The sequence below is a fragment of the Maridesulfovibrio frigidus DSM 17176 genome (assembly GCF_000711735.1).
GTDB lineage: Bacteria > Desulfobacterota > Desulfovibrionia > Desulfovibrionales > Desulfovibrionaceae > Maridesulfovibrio > Maridesulfovibrio frigidus.
On sequence record NZ_JONL01000011.1, the window covers coordinates 53,798 to 76,792 of the forward strand.

Consider the following 22,995-nt stretch of genomic DNA (forward strand, 5'->3'; position numbering starts at 1 on the left):
GGACCGGAGCGTTACGCCCGGTCCGTTAATTTCCAGTTTAGTAAATTTAAATATCCATATTATGGTAGTGCTGCAAGCACCTTACATCAAGCCCTTTGCCACGGTGCTCTTTAATGGCCAAGGACATGGCATGTGCACCAGCAACTGTTGTTGTATACGCTAATCCGTATAACAACGCGGTCTGTCTGATTTGCTTAGAGTCACTTACAGTCTTTTTATCTGACGGCGTATTAATCAAAAGATCAATGTCGTTGTTTTTAATGTAATCAACAACATGTGGACGCCCTTCGTTCACTTTTAGAATCTTCTCATTCTCAATACCCTTGGCACTGAGGAAGTCAGCTGTCCCGCCAGTAGCAAGAATCTTGAATCCAAGTTCCTTGAAAATCTCAGCAGTTGGAACAATGCCTTCTTTATCCCTGTCTTTAACAGAAATGAATACAGTTCCTTCTTCAGGAAGTTTTAGTCCTGCACCAAGCTGAGCTTTCATGAAAGCAAGTCCGGGCAGAACATCCATTCCCATAACTTCGCCAGTTGAACGCATTTCTGGTCCAAGCTTAACATCAACATTCGGGAACTTGTTAAATGGAAATACGGCTTCCTTAACTGAGTAGAACCCTTCTTTGCGCATGGACCATGGGTCAAGATCGACAAGTTTTTCGCCGAGCATAACTCTGGTTGCCAATTTCGCAAGCTGAATACCTGTTGCCTTACTTACGAAAGGAACAGTCCTTGATGCTCTTGGGTTAACTTCAATGATGAAAACAACATTGTCCTTAACTGCGAACTGAATATTCATTAATCCGACAATCTCAAGCTCTACTGCGAGAGCTACTGTCTGGCGCTCAATCTCTTTTACAATTTCAGGGCTAAGAGTATGAGGTGGCAAGACACATGCTGAGTCACCGGAATGAATTCCAGCTTCTTCAATATGTTCCATCACGCCAGCAACATAAGTCTGCTCGCCATCTGAAAGAGCATCAACATCAACTTCAACAGCGTTCTCGAGAAACTTATCAATCAAAATTGGATGCTCAGGAGAAACAACCGATGCTTCGCGGAAGTATGATTCAAATTCATCATCACTCCAAACGATATCCATTCCACGTCCGCCAAGTACATATGAAGGACGAAGAACGAGCGGATAAGTAAGCTCAGTAGCAATCTTCTGTGCATCTTCAAGAGAACGTGCAGTTCCATTCGGTGGCTGCTTCAGATCAAGCTTATTAAGCATAGCCTGAAATCTTTCTCTGTCTTCTGCGCGGTCAATACTGTCTGGGGAAGTTCCCAGAATCTTGACTCCGGCTTTAAGCAACGGAATTGCGAGATTCAGCGGAGTCTGTCCGCCGAACTGAACAATGATTCCATCAGGTTTTTCAAATTCAATAATATTAAGCACATCTTCATAAGTAAGAGGCTCAAAGTAAAGTCTATCTGAAGTATCGTAATCAGTTGAAACTGTTTCAGGGTTTGAGTTAACCATAATAGACTTCACGCCCATCTCTTCTAGAGCAAACGCGGAGTGACAACAACAGTAATCAAATTCAATTCCCTGACCGATTCTGTTAGGACCGCCTCCCAGAATCATAACCTTGCGGCCTTCCATCTCTTCCGCTTCCTGCCCTGTTTCATACGTAGAGTAGAAATACGGAGTGTAAGCTTCGAATTCAGCGGCGCAAGTATCAACCAAGTAATATGTAGGGATAAGATCAAGACTCTTTCTGAAGGTTCTGACTTCTTCTTCGCTCTGCTTCCATAGTGTAGCAAGCTGCGGATCAGAATACCCAAGCTCTTTCGCCTTCTTAAGCATATCAGGAATTTCAGGATTATCAGAGTACATGCCGACTTCGAGAGTGAACTTCTTAAGCTCTTCTTCAAAACGGACAAGCTCTTCACACTGATTCAAATACCACGGATCAATCTTGGTAATATCGAAGACTTCTTCTACAGTAAATCCGCAGAGGAATGCATCGCGAAGTGCAAAAATACGTTTGGAGTTAGGCTTACGGAGAAGGCCTACTAACTCGTCACGGTCAATATTGCATGCTTCAAAATCTTTACCGAAACCGGGCATTCCGACTTCCAAAGAGCGTAAACCTTTTTGGAGCGCTTCTTTAAAAGTACGCCCAATAGCCATAGTCTCACCAACACTCTTCATTGCGGTGGTAAGGTAATCTTCAGCTCCAGGGAACTTCTCAAATGTGAAACGAGGGATCTTGATTACGCAATAGTCAATGGACGGCTCAAAGGAGGCCATTGTCTCACGGGTAATATCGTTTGGCAGTTCATCGAGAGTGTAACCAACTGCAAGCTTCGCGGCGATCTTTGCAATCGGGAAGCCTGTTGCTTTGGATGCAAGAGCTGATGAACGTGAAACACGAGGATTCATTTCAATGATTGCAAGCTCACCATTCGCAGGGTTGATTGCAAACTGAACATTCGATCCACCGGTTTCAACACCGATTTCACGCATGATCGCAAGAGATGCATCTCTCAAAATCTGATATTCAACATCCGTAAGGGTCTGAGCTGGAGCAACTGTTATAGAGTCTCCAGTGTGAACGCCCATCGGATCAATATTTTCAATAGAACAAATAATTACGCAGTTATCTTTCGTGTCGCGCATGACTTCAAGCTCGTATTCTTTCCATCCGAGAATGGATTCTTCGAGCATGACTTCGTTTTGGAGACTTGCGTTAATCCCCTGCATGGCGATATCTTCAAGATCATCCATATTATAGGCAACGCCACCGCCAGTTCCACCTAAGGTGAAAGCGGGACGAATAATAATAGGGAAGTCAATTTTTTTACCCCAGTAACGAACATCATCAATATTGCGAGCAATACCGCTGAATGGAACTTTGAGGCCGATCTTTTCCATAGCTGCACGGAAAAGCTCTCTACTTTCTGCCTTTTCGATGACATCAACAGAAGCACCGATAAGTTCTACTCCGAATTTTTCCAGAATTCCCATCTCAGCAACTGCTAGCGCAGTATTCAGGGCTGTCTGACCGCCAAGAGTAGGTAGCAAGGCATCAGGTCTTTCCTTTTCAATGATCTTCGCTACAGTTTCTGGCTCAATAGGTTCAATGTATGTTCGATCCGCGAGATGTGGATCAGTCATAATTGTTGCAGGATTTGAGTTAACGAGTATAACTTCGTAACCTTCTTCCTTAAGTGCTTTAAGAGCCTGAGTGCCGGAATAATCGAACTCACAGGCCTGGCCGATCACAATCGGCCCGGAGCCGATGAGCATAATTTTCTTGATATCAGTGCGTTTAGGCATGAACTCCACCCAAATATGGTTTGAGATATTATCTTTAGGACTTTTTTAGTGACAGAAAGGCATAAAACATTCCTCGAAGATGAGCAAGTCTCGAATACCCCTCTTTTCTAGTATATTTACGGATTGTACATTGACAAACATTCTAAATGAATTTAAATATCAATTGCAATGAATGAACTCGCAAATACAACAAAACCTAGATCCCTTACCTGTTTCGGTAAAGGTGTATCTGTAAGGGTTATCAAATTAGAAGGCGGCAGATGTTTCTGTAGCCGCCTGTTATCTATGGGAATTATTCCCGGAACTATTGTAAATGTGCTTTCAAATTGTGGAAGAATGACCATCAAAATCCGTTCATCTCAGTATGCTCTGGGCCAGGAAATGGCTAACAAAATATTAGCTATCCCCATATGCGGATGCTGTGATTAAGGAGAATTTTTATGAATTCAAGCTCAAAATGGAGCTCAATAGAAATTTTAGCTAATGACTCTTCCCCTTTTTCTGCAGATCTCCTTAAGATGAAAAAGATTCATGATAATTTACGAGCTACGTTCGGAGTGTGGTCCAACACTCAAGACTCTGTAGCAGCTATGAACTCCCTTACCACTTACAAAGACCAAGCTGAACGAACTGAAGGCCGCATTATTAACCTAGTTATTGATGGGGTTTCCGTTCCTTACGACATCCCTGACAAGAAAAAAGCATAGTACCTTAAAACTATGATCGACTTGCTTTGCATCAAGCTGATCAAATTTTATCAGCCCCATTTTACAACTCAGATTAGCAGACTCAGCCTCAATAGCTAAACCCCACTTTTTTTACATCACTCATTAATTGCAGTACAATATAATTTAGGCAACATGCACAATTGCCTTATTTTAAGTGTTCTGGCAGGATATTTTTATGAAAAACTTAGACGAACTCGAAGAGAGAATCGAAATATTGGAATCCAGCCTTGCCATGCAAGATAGGACCGTGGAAGAAATGAACAAATTTATTATTGCCCAGCAAAGACAAATTGCTGATCTTGAGAAAAAAATTACAATTCTTGCGGAACAAATGAAAGACATTACAGATATGGCTGCGACAGGAAATGTAGAAGACGCTCCGCCGCCTCATTATAATTAAGAGTAAAATACAGCTTTAGCAGTAACTTCGCACCCTAAAATATTTTCAAAATTTAATATCTGATTTTCTTAAGGTTTCACAGAATTGGTCATTTTAGAGTCAACCTAATCTAGTACGGAACAATTTTAGGACAAGGCAGAAATAAAAAAAAGGCAGATCATAATGATCTGCCTTTTTTAATGAGCTTATATGGTCAGTTGCACTTTTGCTAGGTTAAGAAACCTGACATCCGTTAGCAACGCCTGCTGTAACAGTTAGAAGTTCCATGCCATCACCATTGCGAACAGCTAGAATCATTCCCTGTGAAACCTCACCTCTGAGCTTACGAGGTTTCAAGTTGACAACAACGACAACCTGTTTCCCTTCAAGCTGTTCAGGAGTGAAGAACTCAGCGAGTCCTGCAACAACCTGACGAGGCTCGTCTTCACCTGTATCCAGCTTCACAATCAAAAGCTTGTCAGCATCTGGATGCTTAACCACTGAAAGAACCGTTCCGATTTTCATTTCAACTTTCTGGAAATCAGGGAATTCGATGATTCCTGGAATTTCAGTCTTAACTTCTTTTGTTTTCTTTGCAGCCTTAGCAACTTTCTTTTTCTTTTCAACCGGAGGCGTTTTTTCAAACTCAACACGTGGGAAAAGATTAGATTTGCTCGCTACTTCGGTACCATGTTCAAGAAGACCCCAAACATCAACTTCACCCTTCAAATTAATTTTCTCAGGGTGAAATTTAATCCCGAGCTGAGCGAGCATACTTTCACTTGCTTCAGGCATTACAGGCCACAAATGGACAGCTATTTTACGCATATTCTCAAGAAGAACATACATTACGGTTCCAAGACGTGACATGTTCTCTTCTTTATAGAGAGCCCATGGCTGTGTAGTATCGATATATTTATTAAGACCGCGTACAAGCTCCCAAAGAGCTTCAAGTCCGCGTGAGAACTTCACATCAATAAAGTTCTGCTGAAATGCAGCCATGCTTGCACGGCCTACACTTTTAATAGCGCAATCAACTTCGTCTTCGGCACCCTGAGCAGGAACCAACCCATCAAAATATTTGTGGGTCATGGACAAAGTTCTGCTGAATAAATTTCCGAGATCATTTGCTAGGTCTGCGTTTAAGCGACCAACAAGAGCTTCCTCAGAAAAACTAGAGTCGTTACCGAAAGACATCTCACGCATGAGGAAATAACGGAAAGCATTCACTCCGTACTTCTGCGCCATCTCAAGAGGGGAAACTACGTTTCCTAGAGATTTAGACATCTTAGTATCTTTAATCAGCCAGTAACCATGAACATTCAGATTCTGATAAGGCTCAATCTCAGCAGCTTTCAGCATGGTAGGCCAAAAAACAGCATGAGGCTTAAGAATATCTTTAGCAACAAGGTGATTGGCGGAAGGCCAGAATTGTTTAAATTTGTCACCCTTTGGATAATCAAGAGCCGTTATGTAGTTGATGAGAGCATCAAACCACACATATGTGACAAAATCTTTATCGAAAGGAAGTTCTATTCCCCACTCAAGGCGGGTTTTAGGACGAGAAATACACAAATCTTCGAGCGCGCCGGACTTTAGAAGGCTGAGCACTTCGTTACGGTATCTCTCAGGACGGATGAAATCAGGATTGGCATTTATGTGGCCAATGAGCCAGTCCTGATATTTAGACATTTTGAAAAAGTAGTTTTTCTCAGCAATATACTCAGGCACAGTTTCGTGCTGAGGACATTTACCGTCTTCAAGTTCTTTTTCAGTATAAAATCTTTCACAGCCAAAGCAATAATGCCCGCCGTATTCTCCAAAATATATGTCACCTTTATCATAAACTTTTTGCAGAACACCCTGAACGCACTTAATGTGACGTTCTTCAGTGGTCCTGATAAAGTCATCGTTTTCAATCTGTAAATTAGGCCAGAGGTCGCTGAATAATGAACTGATATCATCAACATATTCGCGCGGAGTTTGCCCGCCCTTTTCAGCAGCCTGAACTATTTTATCACCATGCTCATCTGTGCCGGTGAGAAAAAAAGTGTCATCTCCCATTAACTTGTGAAACCGATTCATAGAATCAGCAAGAATGGTAGTGTATGCATGCCCTAAATGAGGCTTAGCATTAACGTAATAAATGGGAGTAGTAATAAAAAACGAATCCAAAATCGGTCTCTCCTGTTACGGTGAAAAACAGTAAACTTAGCAGTTTAGAAACTACGATTAATAAAAATAAATTTTAAAAACCAATAGACTGAAGAGTTTATAATATTAAAAAATTATACAGCCGGATGATAACGCTAATTTTCAACCGGCTGTAAATTTATTTAGTGCTTACGAGCTGTCAGGCATATATCCGACAACCCGAATATAATCAATTCTAGTTTTCCTAAGATCCTGACGAAGAACCACCGGATGGTTTCTTTCTACGTCTGCGCCTTGAAGGGCGGCGGTTCTTAGATGCCGGCTTGCGCTCTTGAGAGTCCGATTCCGGTCTCTTGGCTGATTCAGAATCTAACTTTTCAGAATCATTAGGACCATCACGACTATCAAGTGGACGCTTTTTCTCTGGACGCGGCCGCGGACGCTCAGGTCTAGCTGGGCGTTCTCCCTTACTTGGGCGCTCAGGCCTTCCACCACGTTCAGGCTTGCCACTGCGTTCAGGTTTGCTACCGGGACGCTCTCCTCTAGCAGGACGTGATCCAGACCTAGCAGGACGCTCTCCTCTAGGTGGACGGGACTCTGACTTCTCAGGACGTCTTCCACCCGAAGGCTGTCCTCGACCAGCTCCGGTGCGTGCTTGAGGCGCATCGCTTTTGCGGGATTCAACCTCTGTCGGCTCACGCGAAGGCAACTGATCAGGCGATGTTGCCTTTAAAACATCCGGCCAATCATCAAGTGAAATTTCAATTTCATCCCCTACTTCAGGCAAAATAGTGAGCGTATTTCTAAAGAAATTTGATCTCGTTACCTTGGCATTTCCGTGGGCTGTATCATAGCGCTTGCCAAGTTTAGGGCAACGTTTATGGAACTGTTCGTAGTTTTCCTGTTCAAAAGACAGACAGCATAGCAAACGACCGCAAATACCTGAAATCTTTGTTGGATTAAGGAAAAGATTCTGCTCTTTAGCCATCCGTATGGTGACAGGCATAAACTTTCTCATAAAACGACGACAGCAACATATCTGACCGCAGTTCCCGATAGCACCCAGCATCTGGGTTTCGTGACGCACGCCAATCTGACGAAGCTCAATGCGAGTTCTGTATTCTTTTACAAGATCTTTAACTAGCTCACGAAAATCAATTCTTCCCGGCGCAGTAAAGTAAAAAATCATTTTGCTTCGATCGAAGAAAACTTCGACATCTACAAGCTTCATTTCGAGCTTCTGACCTTCTATGCACCCTTTGCAAAATTTCAGAGCATCGCGTGAAAGCGCCTTATTTTCGGCGTCTATTGTGAGGTCTTCTTCACCAGCAAGACGATATATTGTTTTTACAGACTCTTCAGTAACATCTTCAGGTAAATCCTGTTGAGATACGAATACTTTTCCAAGCCCCATTCCCTGCTCAGTCTTAACAATAACCGAATGCCCCTCGCGGACCACAAAAGGTCCAGAGGAGAAATAGTATATCTGACCGAAATCATTAAACTTTACACCTAATATTTGAGACATTATTTAAGAACCTTATATATTACCACCATCGAGGGCGGTTAAAACTTTATTTGAATGGGATACAATAGACCACTTCCCAATGAACTTCAATTCAGTTCTATATCTATAACATACTCAAATAAAACAATAAAAAATATTAAGCAAAAAAAATCCGCAGCAAGTGCCGCGGATTAACCGTCTTTTCAGAAAAACAAAACATGCTAAAAAATTTCCCCTGCCAGAGAGAAGCTCTAAAAGAGAACCTCCGACACTAGCTGTTTTGTACTGAAAATCCTAAATTTTTCATCTCTTTAAGCAATTTATCTTCTACAATAGGTTTCACAAGATAGGATGTCGCCCCGCCAAGAAAGAAAGCATCGTGCGTTTCTTTTCGATCATCCAGCATAGTTGTAACAATAACTTTGACTTCATTTTTTTCGTCAATACTAAAGTCTTTCTCTATAGCCCTTATCTCGCGTAGAGCCTGCTGCCCGTCCATTTCCGGCATTACGAGGTCAAGACATACCAAATCGTATGATTTCCCATCCTCGAGTCCCTTCTTGAAAGCAAAAACAGCCTCTTCACCATTAACAGCAATGTCACACTGAGCGTAAGGTTTCATGATCTCATGCAACATATTGCGGCAGTAAAAATCATCGTCAACAATAAGCATTCGCATGCAGATGCACCTCCATTTTAGGCTAGCTTTACAAGCATACAGTTATCTCTTCTCAAAAAACTCTGTCACTATTATAAACTAAAATCAAGTTGCGAGCACAATCAAAACCATACAAATTAGATAAATTCAAGGTAGAATTATTAATTCTCTAGACTTTTCCACCTTATTGGAATCATACCATATAAGGATGTTTTACGAAGAACAATTCCTCTATATTTTAATTCTTGTTCTACTTTAGGCACAACGAAGTTATATCTATTTAAAAAACCACACGCCGCAATTGCCTGCTTTGGTTTAACTTTTTCATATAACTTCGGAGAAAAAGATCCTGCGCTTCCGTGGTGCGGCAATACTAAAACATCTGCAGATATGTCATCACCATATCTTAGCAGAGCATTGATACCTGTTTTTTCAATATCTCCCGGAATACAAATTAATCCTTTGCCGTTCCAAACAAGGCGTAAAAAAAGTGAACTATCATTTCGCTTTCCATTAAAATCTGGTGCAGGATGCAATATCTGTAAAATTAATCCAGGCTCAATCTCAATGACATCTCCGCGCATGACTTTATGCTGAGTAAGTTCGCTAAGCGCAAATGCTTTCGTAAATCTCTCACCTAGAGTTCCTTCCGGCATATTTCCATCTGAATAAAATTTACCAACATCAAATTTTTCAAAAAGATAGGCTAAACCTCCAGCATGATCCCGGTCCGCATGAGTCATAAAAATATTATCAATCTTAGGTAAATGCCCGCTAGTAAGCCAAGGCCCCACAATGGCTTTACCAATATCGAATGAATCTCCCCACGCCCCGCCACCATCGACGATAGTTCTCGTTCCCTGTGGTCCCGTTATTACAAGGCACTGCGATTGGCCAGTATCAAGCATGTTGACCGTGACATATTCAGGACCGACACCCGGCAAGTTGCCGGAATAAATCATAGTACCGATTCTTGATGCGAACAGCAGGACTATTAAAATCAGTATGGTAATTTTAACTTTGCGGCTTTTACGAATGCAGACCAGCAACAATAGTACAAGAAAATAAATTATGAATTCTTGCCAAAGCGGTCTGTAAAAAGCGTATTCAGGCAACCAGCCGGATGTTACGGCCGACCTAACAAGACTGAGCATATAATCGAAACACGCAGCGCCAAGAGCAAACAACTTCTGCGAAACAAAACTGTTTACGAATGATGCTAGCAACCCGCCAAGGCCACAGATAGGCATCAGGAAAAGACCCAGCATCGGAATCCACAAAACGTTAAACATCAAATTCGGTATCAGTACCCCGAAATTCCATATTGTGAGCGGAAGAATCGTTAAATTTGCGCTGAGGCTGACAGCTAATACTGCCAGAACAAAATATACAGCTTTAGTGAAAATGTTGGTTCCGCAAGGAATTACGGCTTGGAAATAAGGATAAAAAACCGCTATTCCACTAACAGCCAACACTGAAAGCTGAAATCCCAGATCAAATGCACTGAGCGGCGCGAAAGCCAGAATCAAAGCTGCCGCGAGAAAAAGACCGTCTAACAGCACCCTGCCCCGGTTCATAAGCAACAGCACACCCCAAAAACCGAACATACACACAGCACGCAGTAATGAAGGTGAAAATTGTCCCAGCCACAAATAAAATAAAACTATAGGAGCGGACAGAATTACGCCCAATTTTACGCGCGGTATTTTTAAGTAAATTCGCGGAAAGAAAAGTCCCAACAGCCAAGAAAGTGCAAAACCGAACGATACTACAAACCCCACATGAAGGCCCGAAAGCGCCAGCACGTGCGAAACTCCTGCCCTGCGGATTAGCTCGATAGTATCTCGAGACAAGAAAAATCTGTCTCCGGTAAGCAGTGCGGGGAATATTGCTCCGCCCTGAGTAGAGGGAGCATTGCTGACAATTTTATGCCGCAAATCTGCGCGAAGTCTTTGCCAGAAATTGGGCATAACTGATTCAAGCTTAACATCTTTAAGCTTCCCTCGACTATATGCGCGATAGAAAATATTTTTGGTGCGGCTATAAAATTCGTAATCCCAAACACCGGGATTCTTGAATCCAGAGATAGGCTTAACACGGGTAAAAAGACTGACCTTCTGCCCCGTGACAGGAAAAGAGCTTGGCCTGTCCCAAGTCCAGATCATAGTTCCGGCAAGCTCGGTGGTTACATTAGAACTTGTACAGACAACATTTCTCAGGATAATTTTCAGTTTATTACCCGGAACGCCCTTGATCCTCTCAATCTCAGCACTGACTGCAACTTTTTCTCTGCGCTCCATCCAGTCCGGCATGGAATCCGGCTTGGGCGGTAAAACTGACGAACCATAAAAATTGCCTAGCGCAAACATCAAGATCAAAAGAACAAGTGCGCCCTTTTGCAACTTAAACGCAAACAGAACCACTACATAGACTAAAAATGCGACAAAACAAGGAATCAGCCACTTGATGGACAATATACCAAAAACAAAAGCTGGAACTAGTTTCTGCCAAAAAAGCAGGCCCGGAATTCCGGACCTGCTAACTAAACTCAAATTGTCGTCATTTCCATGCATATTCAGCAATCTTAAAAACTACTCTTTCTCGCGCCAAACTTTAGCACCCACTCCGCTAAGCTTCTCTTCAAGGCGTTCGTAACCGCGATCCAGATGATAAATGCGCTGAATGTCAGTTCTTCCTTCTGCCGCAAGAGCTGCGACAACAAGTGAAGCACTGGCGCGTAAATCAGATGCCATAACAGGTGCGCCTGTGAAACCATCAACACCGCGAACCATTGCGGTGCGGCCTTTCAGTTTAATATTTGCGCCCATTCGTTCCAATTCAGAAACGTGCATAAATCTATTTTCGAAAATCTTTTCTTCAATTGTACCAGCACCTTTAGCAATACACATGAGCGTCATAAGCTGAGCCTGCATATCCGTCGGAAAACCAGGGAAAGGCTGAGTAGTAATATCAACACCGACCAACTCACCATCCCTGCGGACAAGCACTCCATCTTCTTGCTCTTCAATCCACACGCCCATTTCACGGAGCTTATAGACAACAGCATCGAGTTCCTGAAATGGACAATCCTGAATCAGCAATTCGCCGTCAGTCATAGCCGCCGCGACCATGTATGTTCCGGCCTCAATGCGGTCAGGCATGATTCTGTAATCACAACCTTTAAGCGATGAAACGCCCTGAACTTTGATTACGCTGGTTCCATGGCCGGTAATTTTAGCACCGCAAGCAATCAGGAAATTTGCGAGATCTTCAATTTCAGGCTCACGAGCCGCATTTTCAATTATTGAATCACCGTCTGCGAGAGTACATGCCATGAGCACATTCTGTGTGCCGCCGACAGTTGGAAAATCAAAATTGATATGCGCGCCTTTAAGTTTATCACAGCGACCATGGATATAACCTTTATCCAGATCAAATACCGCGCCCATCTTTTCAAATGCGGTCAAATGCAAATCAACAGGACGAGCCCCGATAGCGCATCCGCCCGGCAAAGCAACCTTAGCCTCACCCTTTAGAGCCAAAAGCGGCCCTAGACACAAAACAGAGGCACGCATGGTCTTAACCAGATCATACGGAGCTTCAACTTTAAGATCTTTTACGACGCTAGTAACATTATTCCCATCAAAGGAAGTTTCACAGCCCAAAAGATTGAGAAGTTTTAAGGTAGTATGGATATCGCGAAGGCGCGGAACGTTGGTCAGATTAACCTGACCTTCGGGCAAAAGACATGCGAGCAAAATTGGAAGAGCCGCATTTTTTGCACCACTTACGCAAATTGGTCCCTTTAGAGCTACACCGCCCTCAATTACTAATTTATCCATTGTATATTCCTTAATTTTTGTTTTTTTACCGTCTGATGAAGACTTTATGCACTATTTTTCATTTTTTTTCAAAAACTTCTTGACCATTTCTCCGGACCTAGATAGACACTATTTCTCGACGCGGTGGATGTAGCTCAGTTGGTAGAGCACTTGGTTGTGGCCCAAGTGGCCGGGGGTTCAAATCCCCTCATTCACCCCAGATAATAATTAAGGGATCAGAATTCATTCTGATCCCTTTTTTAGTGGGCAATTAAATTTAATTTCACCTCAAAATGCCGCCTATAAAAAATCCAGATAATCACTACAAAATTTCACGCAAAAAAAAAGGTGCTCAGCTAAACACTGAGCACCTTTACTTATTTATCGCGAACTAAGATTATTTATTCAGGACTAATACTATTTCTCTACATCACACATAGCTATGCCCAGCGCATCCGCTACGCCCTGCCCATATGCCGGATCTGCTTTCGTGCAGTTACCGATATGGCGAACTTTGATCTCTTTAGGAGCATCACCCATGGCGCGCCCTGTGTTTTCAAAGAGTGCCTGCTGCTGCTCCTTGTTCATCAGCCTGAACAACTTACCGGGCTGTGAATAGTAATCGTCATCTTCACGATGATTCCAGTGATCCGCCGCGCCATCGATATCAAGAGGTGGTTCGGAGAAGTCCGGCTGTTCCTGCCACTCACCATCGCTATTCGGCTCATATCCGATAGTACTGCCGTGGTTACCGTCCACACGCATAGCACCATCACGATGGTAACTATGAAATGGGCAACGAGACGCGTTCACAGGGATCAGATGATGATTTACTCCTAAACGGTAGCGCTGAGTATCCCCATAGGAGAAAAGGCGACCCTGGAGCATTTTATCGGGCGAGAACCCTATACCCGGTACGACACTTGCCGGATTAAATGCAGACTGCTCCACTTCGGCAAAGTAATTCTCAGGATTACGGTTAAGCTCAAACTCACCAACTTCAATCAGTGGATAATCTTCGTGAAACCAAACTTTGGTTAAATCGAATGGATTATGCTTGTAGGTAGCGGCTTCTTTTTCCGGCATGATCTGTACAAGCATCTTCCAGCTTGGAAAGTCCTTTGCTTCGATGCTGTCATATAGATCACGCTGATGGCTTTCGCGGCACATAGCGATGGTCTTGCCAGATTCTTCATCTGTTAAATTTTTAATGCCCTGCTGAGTGCGGAAATGGAATTTAACCCAGTAACGCTCGTTATCAGCATTGATGAAGCTGAAAGTATGACTACCGAATCCATGCATATGGCGGTAACTGGTAGGAATACCGCGCTCACTCATGGTGATAGTTATCTGGTGCAGAGCCTCAGGAAGTGAGGTCCAGAAATCCCAGTTATTCTTTGCGCTACGCATATTTGTGCGAGGATCGCGCTTAACAGCATGATTAAGGTCCGGAAATTTCATAGGATCGCGCAGGAAAAATACGGGAGTATTGTTACCGACCAGATCCCAGTTACCTTCATCAGTATAAAATTTCATTGCAAAGCCACGAATATCACGTTCGGCATCAGCCGCGCCACGCTCTCCCGCAACGGTAGAGAAACGGACAAACATTTCAGTCTTCTTTCCAATTTCAGAAAAAAGTTTAGCGCGGGTATATTTAGAAATATCATGGGTCACAGTGAAAGTTCCGTATGCGCCGGAACCCTTAGCATGCATGCGACGTTCAGGAATTACTTCTCTATCGAAATGAGCCATTTTCTCCATGAACCATACATCCTGCAACAACATAGGACCGCGTGGGCCAGCTGTCATGGCATTCTGATTATCTGGAACTGGAGCACCGAAATTATTAGTTAATTTTTTCTTTTTCATGACACACTCCTTGTTAAACTTCTTAGATTAAAGACTCTTATAAGACATTTCTAATATAGATATTTAGTAGCGTTCAAAAATAATAAGAACGCTATTTATAGTTAAACAATAATCCATATCACTAAGGATTTGTCAATTAGATTTGAGATTTAACTAAAATTTAGTTTAGAGCGCCTTCGACTTCTCTCTGGGTCTTAATTGTCGGACTTTCACCGAATTTAGAATTTCGCATTTAAACAAATTTCTTTATGGCAATTTTATCAATAATTTCTACGGAATGCTTGTAAAGTTACACTTAGCATATTATTTGCATACTATGTTTTAAGGTTTTGAAAAGATTGCTATTATCCCCTCTTCGGGGCATATTGCGACACAATCACTCTTTAAGACGTGACAAACTGACCCAAAACAAGCCGTACTCAAAAAACATATTGGGTATTGCCTATGGTTAAATTATTTAAGGAGAGATGAATGCAACTAAAATCCATTAAAACGAAAATTGTCTTAATGTCTGGTATGTGCCTCGTTCTTACTGTGATATTTTTAGTCGGAATGCAGATGTATTCTCAAAACCAATCTTCAACATTTGTTGTTAAGAAAGTAGACAAACTTATCGAGGATGAAACTAGGAAAAGCTTACTGGCAATAGCCCAAAGAGAAGCTAACTACATTAGCGGAAAGCTGAACATAAATTTGGATACGGCAAGGACAATCGCTGATACCTTTAAATCTCTCGTCAGCAGTCCCGATGTGGCTTCCGCTATCAATTTAAGGAAGACCTTTAACAAGATTCTGCTCACGACTTTAGAAAACAACCCTGATTTTTTAGGAACGTACAGCGCATGGGAGCCGAACGCGCTAGACGGACAAGATATCAACTCTGCAGGTGATACGGATGGGGGACACGATGCCTCTGGTCGATTCATCCCGTATTGGAATAGGGATAAGAACGGAAAGATAGGGCGTCAGGCGTTGGTTGGATATGAAGACGCCTCACTACACCCTAATGGAGTCACCAAAGGTGGTTGGTATTTATTCCCTAGAAGCAAGAGAAAAGAAAACATCCTCGATCCATTCCCATACATTGTTCAAGGCAAACAAGAATGGCTGACAACCATGTCTGTACCCATTGAGGTAAATGGTAAGTTCTTAGGTATCGGCGGAACCGACCTCCGGCTCGACTTTGTGCAAACACTCAGTAATGAAGTCGCGAAGAATTTGTACGGAGGAAAAGCAGTGGTCCAAGTTATCAGTAACATGGGCATAATTGTCGCCGACAGCTCAGACGCAAGTGCAGTGGGAAAACCACTGAAGGACACTTTCGAGGGAAATTGGCAGGATATCGTAAAAAGCACTGCTGCGGGGGAATCTTATGTAGATACCTCAACCGAAAATGAGTTTGTACAAGTAAATGCGCCAATCCAGCTGGGGAGAACCGGAACTCCATGGTCCCTCGCTATCCGAGTGGAACGAGCAGTTGTGTTTGCCGCTGCCACCCAACTGAATATGGACATGCACGAAAACGGACAAAGTGCGACCATTGTAGGAGTTTCTACTGGCGCAATATTAGCAGCCGCGGCCTGTCTTATCCTTTGGTTCTTGGCCAATGGAATTGTAAAACCAATCAGAATCGCTGTTAGCTTCACAGAAAAAATTGCAGCGGGCGATTTTGCTGACAACACAATTGAAATAAATCAGAAAGATGAAATCGGCATTCTTTCCAATACGCTGAAAAGCATGGCTGAAAGAATCAAAGGGGTTGTGCTTGAAGTTAAGGGTGTTTCCGAAAACGTGGCCTCAGGCAGCTCTGAACTGTCCTCCTCTTCCTTAAATGTTTCGCAAGGAGCAAACGAGCAGGCGGCAGCCATTGAGGAAGTAACCTCTTCTATGGAAGAGATGACATCGAACATTGATCAAAATGCACAAAGCGCTAAGCAGACTGACACATTGGCTGCTAAAGTTGCGGATGATGCTAAGGTGAGCGGCAAGGCTGTAGAGAAAGCTGTTGCTTCAATGCGAACCATTGCTGAAAAGATTTCTATAATTGAAGAAATTGCAAGACAAACCAACCTTTTAGCACTTAACGCAGCCATCGAAGCGGCAAGAGCTGGGGAACACGGCAAAGGTTTTGCCGTAGTGGCCGCCGAAGTGCGGAAGCTGGCAGAACGTAGTGGAAAGGCCGCTGCCGAAATCAGCGAACTGTCGACCAGTAGCGTTGGTGTTGCCGTAAAGGCCGGTGAATTGCTGGAGGCTCTTGTCCCAGATATCGAGAAGACGGCCTCATTAGTGCAAGGTATCACTAGTTCATGTAACGAACAGACTTCCGGTGCGAGTCAGATCAACATGGCTGTCAGCCAACTCGACAACGTCATTCAACAGAACGCATCGGCTTCGAAAGAAATGGCATCCACAAGCGAGCAGCTAGCCTCCCAAGGCCAGCACCTGCAACAGGTCATGTCATTCTTCAATGTTGATGGTGGGAATTACAGACCTCGCCCTTCAGCGCAGACAATGAGAAAGAAGCCAGCTCCAGCCCTTACGCAAGGGGCTTCTGGCCCCAGAGCAGCCAAAGGTGTTCAGTTGGATATGGATCAAAGTTCATCCCATACAGATGAGGGTTTTGAACGCTTTTAGATTTGTATGCAATGGGATGAGATAATATTAAAGAAATGGTTTTATAATGGTTTTATATAGAAAAGGTTCCATTAACTTACTTGGGTTAATGGAACCTTTTTTTTGTTATGAAAGGGAAAGATATGAGGATGTTTTTAGCGGCGTAGTTTGTTTCTTAGGGCGAAGGCGAATAGGGCGGCTTGGAGAGATAGGAGTAAATAACAAACCCCTTTCATGAAGTAACTTAACTTAGGAATGACTGTACCTTCTGCAAGTTCATATTTTACCAAAGGCAAATACCATAGCCAGCGATCTTGAAACCCTACTTCGGGTGGTCCAAAGAGAACACCTACTAAAAAAACTATCGGGAATAGCAAAACAACAAAAGCAATCAAGGCTCTTTCGGGTTTCTCGCCATAGCCACTTATCCAATAATACACATTGAGATAAATTTTTGAGAACCAATTTTTGCTTGCTAAGATATCATTCCATAAAAAAATTATATAAAAACCTAGAATCGCAATGAATCCTACCAACGCAAGGGATGATGCACAGCCGTAATTTGCTAATATGTGCCCTACAGCCAAAAGAGAGGCTACTATTACACTTGAATGAATATTTGGGAGAGGCGTTGTGTCGTTAATACCTATCCGCTTCATTTCTTTTTCCTTATAATGCCAGTCTGATGTTTGCACTTCATCAGAACTTTCTCTGGAAACTTTTTTGAGACGACGATATATTTCTTCAAGGGTTGAATTCTTTGTTCCTAATTCTTTTTGTTCAACTTCATCATAAACGCAATTGATGCCATATTTATCTTTGTCCCATTCGCATTCAATAAATTTAAATGATTCAATATTTGTTTCTACTAAAGAAAGATTTGTTAGATCCGTTGCTTCAATTAAAATTGTTTCTTTAGAAATTGTCCCAGCAAACGAAGTTTTATCATCAAAAGTTACATTTCTAAAATATGTCCATTCTTTAAACAATGCGTGTTTAAAATTTACTTCACCATAAAATTCTGCTTTTTCAAAATTTGAATAATCATAAAAAATAGTATTTTTAAAAGAAGATTGCCCTAAAAACCATGCTTCATCGAAAAACACAGCTCCTTTAAAACACATGTTATCAAAAATAGAATCTTCAAAAGTGGAGCACTTAAAATTTATTTTTTTCAGCGACACAGCATTTTCAAAAAAAACTTTTTTAAAACATCCCTCTGAAAAATTTACACTATCTCGAAACTGACTAGATCGAAAATAAGCATAGTTTTGAAATTGGCTTAAATTAAAGTCAGCCCCCCCCCAGAACTCAGTAGAAATAAAATCGGCTATTCCCCAGAACTCACTGGAAGAAAAATATACAGAACTTTGAAACTGACAATGACAAAAATGAGCATATCCACGAAACTGACTAGAACTAAAATACACAACCCCGTGAAACTGACTAAAATTAAATTTAATTGACGGTAAATACTTTCCCTTATCTCCATTAAATTCAGAAAATGAAATATTAGCAAAAAAAATAGTACCGGCAAAATCACATTTGGGATACCAGTCAAACAAAACCACTTTATTTGTTTTTATACTTTTACCGAGTTCTATCCTTATTTGAGCACGCGTTAAAAGGGACTTATACCCTCCCTCCCCCGCATCAATAACACACTGAATCCTAGCAAACACCAACGTGTTAAAGTCTTCACCAGAAATAAAGCCTGGTTTTTCCCCTGCCCCCTCAACATACTTGCTCACAAATTTACAATCAGCCGGAGCATGAAAAATACAATACTCTTTCCCTGCCGCATCAACATAAACAATATCATATTCCGCACACCAATCATTATGCTCCGCCCCGATACAACAGCCCATATATAAACCCCTAAATAAAATATCATTTCAAGATGAAATGCATATACACCATTATATACTGACTAATCCAGAGCGAAGCTTAACTTAAATCACTTTTCTAAAATCATTTAGCTTTCCGAATATTATAAACAGCACGCCCTTCCGCCACTATCAGCTCAGGGTCAGACGCAGAATAAACAATAATCGATGCATTACCAACCCTGTTACCCAGCAATTTCACACGGGCCTCGGCTAACAAATCTTCCGGTCCCGCAGGGCGCAAGTAATCCACGCGCATATCAATTGTCGCCACACGGTCCTCAACATTTCCCGATGCCCAAACAGCAGAGCCGCCACAGGTATCGATCAGCATAGATATAACACCGCCATGTAGTGCCGGACGTCTCGGGTCGCCTATGAATTCTTCCCGAAACGGCAACCGCAGCTTTGCAAAGCCGTGCTCTATCTGTTCGACCTTAAGCCCCAAAAATTTATCAAACGGGATGCCCTCTTCAATTGCTTCTTTCATATTGGTCGCGCCCTGCATATTCACTCCATATTTTATCTTAATTAAAAAAAAGTTCGGAACCGAGCATTAACTCCGGTTCCGAACATATTAAATCAAACTAACTTGGCCCCGTTAAAAGCTAGGCCTGTTTTCTCAGCCTTCGTTTATCGCCCACGCGCATGGTGAACTTTTCTTTATCCATGTATTCAAGCAGCGGAATAGCAAATTTTCTGGACAGATTGGTGAGCACCTTAAAATCAGGCGGTCCCAGCTCTGGATTATCTGCGAAATACCCTTGGAGTATTGCTTTAAGCTTTTCAATTGCGGAAGTAGCAAAATACAAACTGTCATTAACTCTGACAATCAGCCCTTCATCCTGCAACAGCTTATAAACAGATGCGGCCTCTTTGAAATTCAGATCAAGCGGCTTCAGAATGTCTTTAACATTCGGAGGAGTCAGCCCGCCCTTTTCATATGCATCCAGCAGGATACCGCGCAACTTATGCTGATCGGAAGCCATCGATACTTTATGCCCGGGCAGGTGGATAATTTCCTGCGCTACTACAATTTCATTCTTCTTCGTCAGTCTTTCGACTATGGAATGAATCAGCTTAACAGATAGACCCTTGCCCCATGCAGAGCTGATCTCACTCTTAGTAACGCCGGCCTTCATGGGTTCAGTCTTATGGAAAACTTGCAAATAGTTAATAAAGCCTTTCACCAAAGTTTCGTAATGACCACCGAAGATGAAGCTACGGCCTTCTTTATCGTACAAGAAAACTTTCTGCTTACCACCCAGCGACTGCAACAATTTCTCAAGCGGCTTCGAAGCCACATCGGTCATTATGGAAAGTTCCTGAAAATTCAGACCTGCGTTACCCGCAAGTTCCAGCTGAGTTAGAATAAGAACATCTGGTTCTGCATCAATCAGCGACTCTAAAACCTTAACGTCATCAGAAAATCGTTTAACCATACTTCCCTGCGGATTAATTATACTACCACCTGCGATGGTCCTCAGCGGTGAAAAGGAGCGAATAACTACCCTGTCACCATATACACCAGTCATGGGCTTATCAAAGCGAATCTGGCAAACTGCGCGTTCACCTTTCGCCAACTTTTCACGGTCCAGAAAATATACCTTTGCCATAGTCTCTTTCGAGCCATGATGAAAATGAATTTCCTTACGATGCTTAAGCGTACGCGGTGAGGACGGCAGACATGTAATCTCAACATCCCACACAGTGGACGGAAACAAGGTGTCCGGCTTACCCACCACTTGTCCGCGCTCTATGTCGTCAACTTCCACACCGTGCAGATTAACAGCCGTCCTACGGCCAGCAGGGGCAACCTCAACGGACGCACCATGCGATTGCAAGCTACGCACCTTCGTCTCGGTCATGCTCGGATACAAAACTACATCCTCGCCCACAGATAGCTGGCCGGAAATAAGTGTTCCCGTAACAACCGTACCGTGACCCTTCATTGTAAATATTCTATCGACAGGCAGCCGCGCAAGGTCAGTGCGCCTTTTAGGTGAAAAGTCATCCATGAACGTGGCTAGCTCGGTCTTAAGATCATCAAGCCCCTGTCCAGTATGTGAAGACACGCCATAAATAGGGGCCTCAGCTAAAAAGCTAGGGGCCAGAAATTCACGCACATCTTCTTTAACAAGCTCCAGCCATTCTTCATCGACCATATCAACTTTGGTTAGCACCACAAAGCCGCGCTCAATACCGAGAAGCGTACATATTTCTAAATGCTCACGGGTTTGCGGCATAACGCCTTCATCCGCAGCTATTACAAGCAAAACAAAATCGATTCCTGCCGCACCGGCAACCATATTCTTAACGAATTTTTCATGGCCCGGAACGTCAATGATACTAAGCTGACGGTTATCACCAAGGTCTAAGCTGGCAAAGCCAAGCTCAATAGTAATACCACGCTTTTTCTCTTCAGCAAGTCTATCGCAATCTGTACCAGTAAGGGCCTTGATCAGGCTTGTCTTACCATGGTCAATATGACCAGCTGTACCCATAACTACAGGCATTTATTCTCCTAACTATTTAAGGCCTTCGGCGACCAGAGGGAAAACCTTTTAACGATTAAACACTTTATTCAACAAGAAGCCTCCCCCAACCCAACCCTTCTTCTAACTAAAAGTTTTTGGGGATTCTTAAACCCCTTTTTTCAAAAAGGGGTTTAAGCCGCCGGAGGCATCTTTGTCTTTAGCTTTTCAAGAAAGTTCTAAAAGCTAATGAAGTTGCATACAAGTCTACTTTGCTTGTTAGTTCGAATGGGCTGTGCATTGATAATACAGGCGGCCCGAAATCTATTACGTCCATTCCGTAAAGTGCGAGGTACTTTGCGACAGTTCCACCGCCACCTTCGTCTACTTTGCCTAGTTCCGCCATCTGCCATGGCACTTCTGCTTCACCTAAAATATTGCGTAGCCAAGCTACAAATTCAGGATGAGCATCGTTTGCGGCTACTTTGCCTCTGTGCCCTGTGAATTTACAGAAACATGGCCCGTAACCGAGATATGCTGAGTTTAGTTTTTCGTGCACATCCTGATAATCTGGATCTATAGCGGCATGTACGTCAGTGGAAAGAGCCTTACCCATCATCATTATGCGCGACATCTTCATACCCGGCACCCATGCTTCGATAAGATCTTCCAGACAGTATTCGAAGAAAAGTGATTTTGCTCCAGTTGAACCATCGGAGCCAACTTCTTCTTTGTCGTAGAAAAGTACAATCTGAGCATGCTCTGGCTCTGGCTCGCGGAGGAATGCTTCCAGTGCGAGGAATACGCATGAACGGTCATCCTGTCCGTAGCCACCTACCATGGACTTATCTAGCCCTACGTAGCGTGCTGGTCCGGCTGGCACTATGTGCATTTCGGAGCTGAAGAAGTCTTCTTCTACTATATCGTACTTTTCGTTGAAGATTTCTAGGAGTTTGCGTTTGACGGATGGCTTGGCTTTGTCGTCACCATCTTCGTCGTCTTTAGTAAAGGAAAGAGAATGCCCCATAAGGATATTCAACTTTTCACCTTCAAATGCATCGCTGACCTTTTTATTTGCATGTTTCTGAGCAAGATGCGGCAATAGATCTAAAATTGTGAATACTGGATCATTGGGATCTTCACCTATTACGATGTTTACTTTTTCGCCATCAGTTTTAACAACTACACCGTGAAGTGAAAGAGGACGTGCGAGCCACTGATATTTTCTGATACCACCGTAGTAGTGAGTCTTAGCCATACCTAGCCCGAGATCTTCATATAGCGGGTGCTGTTTAAGATCTAGACGAGGTGTATCTGCGTGCGCTCCTACTAGTCTGAATCCCTCTGAAAGGCTTTTCTTACCTTTGCGTGCAATGAAAATTGTTTTGTCTCTGAAAGAGCGGAAACAGTTATCTGAACCGATGTAGTCGTCGAATCCGGCTTCTATTAGAGCCTCTTCTACGTATTTTATTGTTTCGCGCTCAGTTTTGCAGCGAGTTAGAAAATCTATGTAACGCGCGGCGAGATCATCCATCTCTTTCTGCTCTTCTTCGCCCTGATATAATTCCCAGCAACTTTTTGTTTTATGTTCAAGCAATTTATTCATTTTGAATCCTG

The 22,995-nt window shown here is 42.8% G+C and carries 15 protein-coding genes and 1 tRNA gene; 5 read left to right on the forward strand and 11 right to left on the reverse strand.

Features of this window, described 5'->3' with window-relative positions:
- Nucleotides 1-46 precede the first annotated feature (46 nt).
- Nucleotides 47-3,286: a carbamoyl-phosphate synthase large subunit gene (gene carB, locus BR06_RS0117795; RefSeq protein ID WP_031485491.1), complete on the reverse strand. Its 3,240-nt coding sequence runs from the start codon at nucleotides 3,284-3,286 to the stop codon at nucleotides 47-49.
- A gap of 168 nt (nucleotides 3,287-3,454) precedes the next feature.
- Here carB and BR06_RS0117800 point away from each other — a divergent pair, with 168 nt between their 5' ends.
- The 3 genes from BR06_RS0117800 to BR06_RS0117810 all read left to right on the forward strand — a co-directional run bounded on the left by BR06_RS0117800 (nucleotide 3,455) and on the right by BR06_RS0117810 (nucleotide 4,414).
- Complete coding sequence (locus tag BR06_RS0117800) at nucleotides 3,455-3,715, forward strand: FeoA family protein (RefSeq protein ID WP_031485493.1); 261 nt, start codon at nucleotides 3,455-3,457, stop codon at nucleotides 3,713-3,715.
- An 11-nt stretch (nucleotides 3,716-3,726) separates the two neighbouring features.
- Complete coding sequence (locus BR06_RS0117805; protein ID WP_031485497.1) at nucleotides 3,727-3,993, forward strand: hypothetical protein; 267 nt, start codon at nucleotides 3,727-3,729, stop codon at nucleotides 3,991-3,993.
- A gap of 196 nt (nucleotides 3,994-4,189) precedes the next feature.
- Nucleotides 4,190-4,414: a SlyX family protein gene (locus BR06_RS0117810; protein ID WP_031485499.1), complete on the forward strand. Its 225-nt coding sequence runs from the start codon at nucleotides 4,190-4,192 to the stop codon at nucleotides 4,412-4,414.
- A 213-nt stretch (nucleotides 4,415-4,627) separates the two neighbouring features.
- Here the strand turns inward: BR06_RS0117810 and metG are convergent, their stop codons facing one another.
- From metG to murA, 5 genes are all read right to left on the reverse strand, one after another.
- On the reverse strand, nucleotides 4,628-6,568 hold the full coding sequence (metG, locus tag BR06_RS0117815; protein WP_031485500.1) for a methionine--tRNA ligase: 1,941 nt from the start codon (nucleotides 6,566-6,568) through the stop codon (nucleotides 4,628-4,630).
- A 223-nt stretch (nucleotides 6,569-6,791) separates the two neighbouring features.
- Nucleotides 6,792-8,075 carry a regulatory iron-sulfur-containing complex subunit RicT gene (gene ricT / locus BR06_RS0117820; protein ID WP_031485502.1) on the reverse strand — a complete coding sequence of 428 codons (1,284 nt, stop codon included), beginning with the start codon at nucleotides 8,073-8,075 and terminating at the stop codon, nucleotides 6,792-6,794.
- 250 nt (nucleotides 8,076-8,325) lie between these two features.
- Nucleotides 8,326-8,733 carry a response regulator gene (locus BR06_RS0117825; RefSeq protein WP_031485504.1) on the reverse strand — a complete coding sequence of 136 codons (408 nt, stop codon included), beginning with the start codon at nucleotides 8,731-8,733 and terminating at the stop codon, nucleotides 8,326-8,328.
- 140 nt (nucleotides 8,734-8,873) lie between these two features.
- Nucleotides 8,874-11,285: a DNA internalization-related competence protein ComEC/Rec2 gene (locus BR06_RS0117830; RefSeq protein ID WP_031485505.1), complete on the reverse strand. Its 2,412-nt coding sequence runs from the start codon at nucleotides 11,283-11,285 to the stop codon at nucleotides 8,874-8,876.
- An 18-nt stretch (nucleotides 11,286-11,303) separates the two neighbouring features.
- Nucleotides 11,304-12,554 carry a UDP-N-acetylglucosamine 1-carboxyvinyltransferase gene (gene murA, locus BR06_RS0117835; protein WP_031485506.1) on the reverse strand — a complete coding sequence of 417 codons (1,251 nt, stop codon included), beginning with the start codon at nucleotides 12,552-12,554 and terminating at the stop codon, nucleotides 11,304-11,306.
- Between the two features lie 123 nt (nucleotides 12,555-12,677).
- On the opposite strand from murA, the gene BR06_RS0117840 reads away from it, so the two are divergent.
- Nucleotides 12,678-12,753, forward strand: a tRNA-His gene (locus tag BR06_RS0117840).
- A gap of 197 nt (nucleotides 12,754-12,950) precedes the next feature.
- Here the strand turns inward: BR06_RS0117840 and BR06_RS0117845 are convergent.
- Nucleotides 12,951-14,405 carry a catalase gene (locus BR06_RS0117845; protein WP_031485507.1) on the reverse strand — a complete coding sequence of 485 codons (1,455 nt, stop codon included), beginning with the start codon at nucleotides 14,403-14,405 and terminating at the stop codon, nucleotides 12,951-12,953.
- Nucleotides 14,406-14,876: 471 nt separating this feature from the next.
- On the opposite strand from BR06_RS0117845, the gene BR06_RS0117850 reads away from it, so the two are divergent.
- A complete protein-coding gene (locus BR06_RS0117850; protein WP_051677189.1) occupies nucleotides 14,877-17,039 on the forward strand; it encodes a methyl-accepting chemotaxis protein in 2,163 nt (720 codons plus the stop codon).
- Nucleotides 17,040-17,173: 134 nt separating this feature from the next.
- Here the strand turns inward: BR06_RS0117850 and BR06_RS0117855 are convergent, their stop codons facing one another.
- The 4 genes from BR06_RS0117855 to BR06_RS0117870 all read right to left on the reverse strand — a co-directional run bounded on the left by BR06_RS0117855 (nucleotide 17,174) and on the right by BR06_RS0117870 (nucleotide 22,984).
- The gene (locus BR06_RS0117855; protein WP_031485510.1) at nucleotides 17,174-18,886 is read right to left on the reverse strand and encodes a pentapeptide repeat-containing protein; all 1,713 of its coding nucleotides are present in this window, start codon (nucleotides 18,884-18,886) and stop codon (nucleotides 17,174-17,176) included.
- 103 nt (nucleotides 18,887-18,989) lie between these two features.
- A complete protein-coding gene (locus tag BR06_RS0117860; RefSeq protein ID WP_034603166.1) occupies nucleotides 18,990-19,394 on the reverse strand; it encodes a hotdog fold thioesterase in 405 nt (134 codons plus the stop codon).
- 118 nt (nucleotides 19,395-19,512) lie between these two features.
- Nucleotides 19,513-21,420, reverse strand: a complete 1,908-nt coding sequence (gene selB, locus BR06_RS0117865; protein ID WP_031485513.1) for a selenocysteine-specific translation elongation factor — start codon at nucleotides 21,418-21,420, stop codon at nucleotides 19,513-19,515.
- A gap of 178 nt (nucleotides 21,421-21,598) precedes the next feature.
- A complete protein-coding gene (locus BR06_RS0117870) occupies nucleotides 21,599-22,984 on the reverse strand; it encodes an aminopeptidase (protein ID WP_031485515.1) in 1,386 nt (461 codons plus the stop codon).
- Nucleotides 22,985-22,995 lie beyond the last annotated feature (11 nt).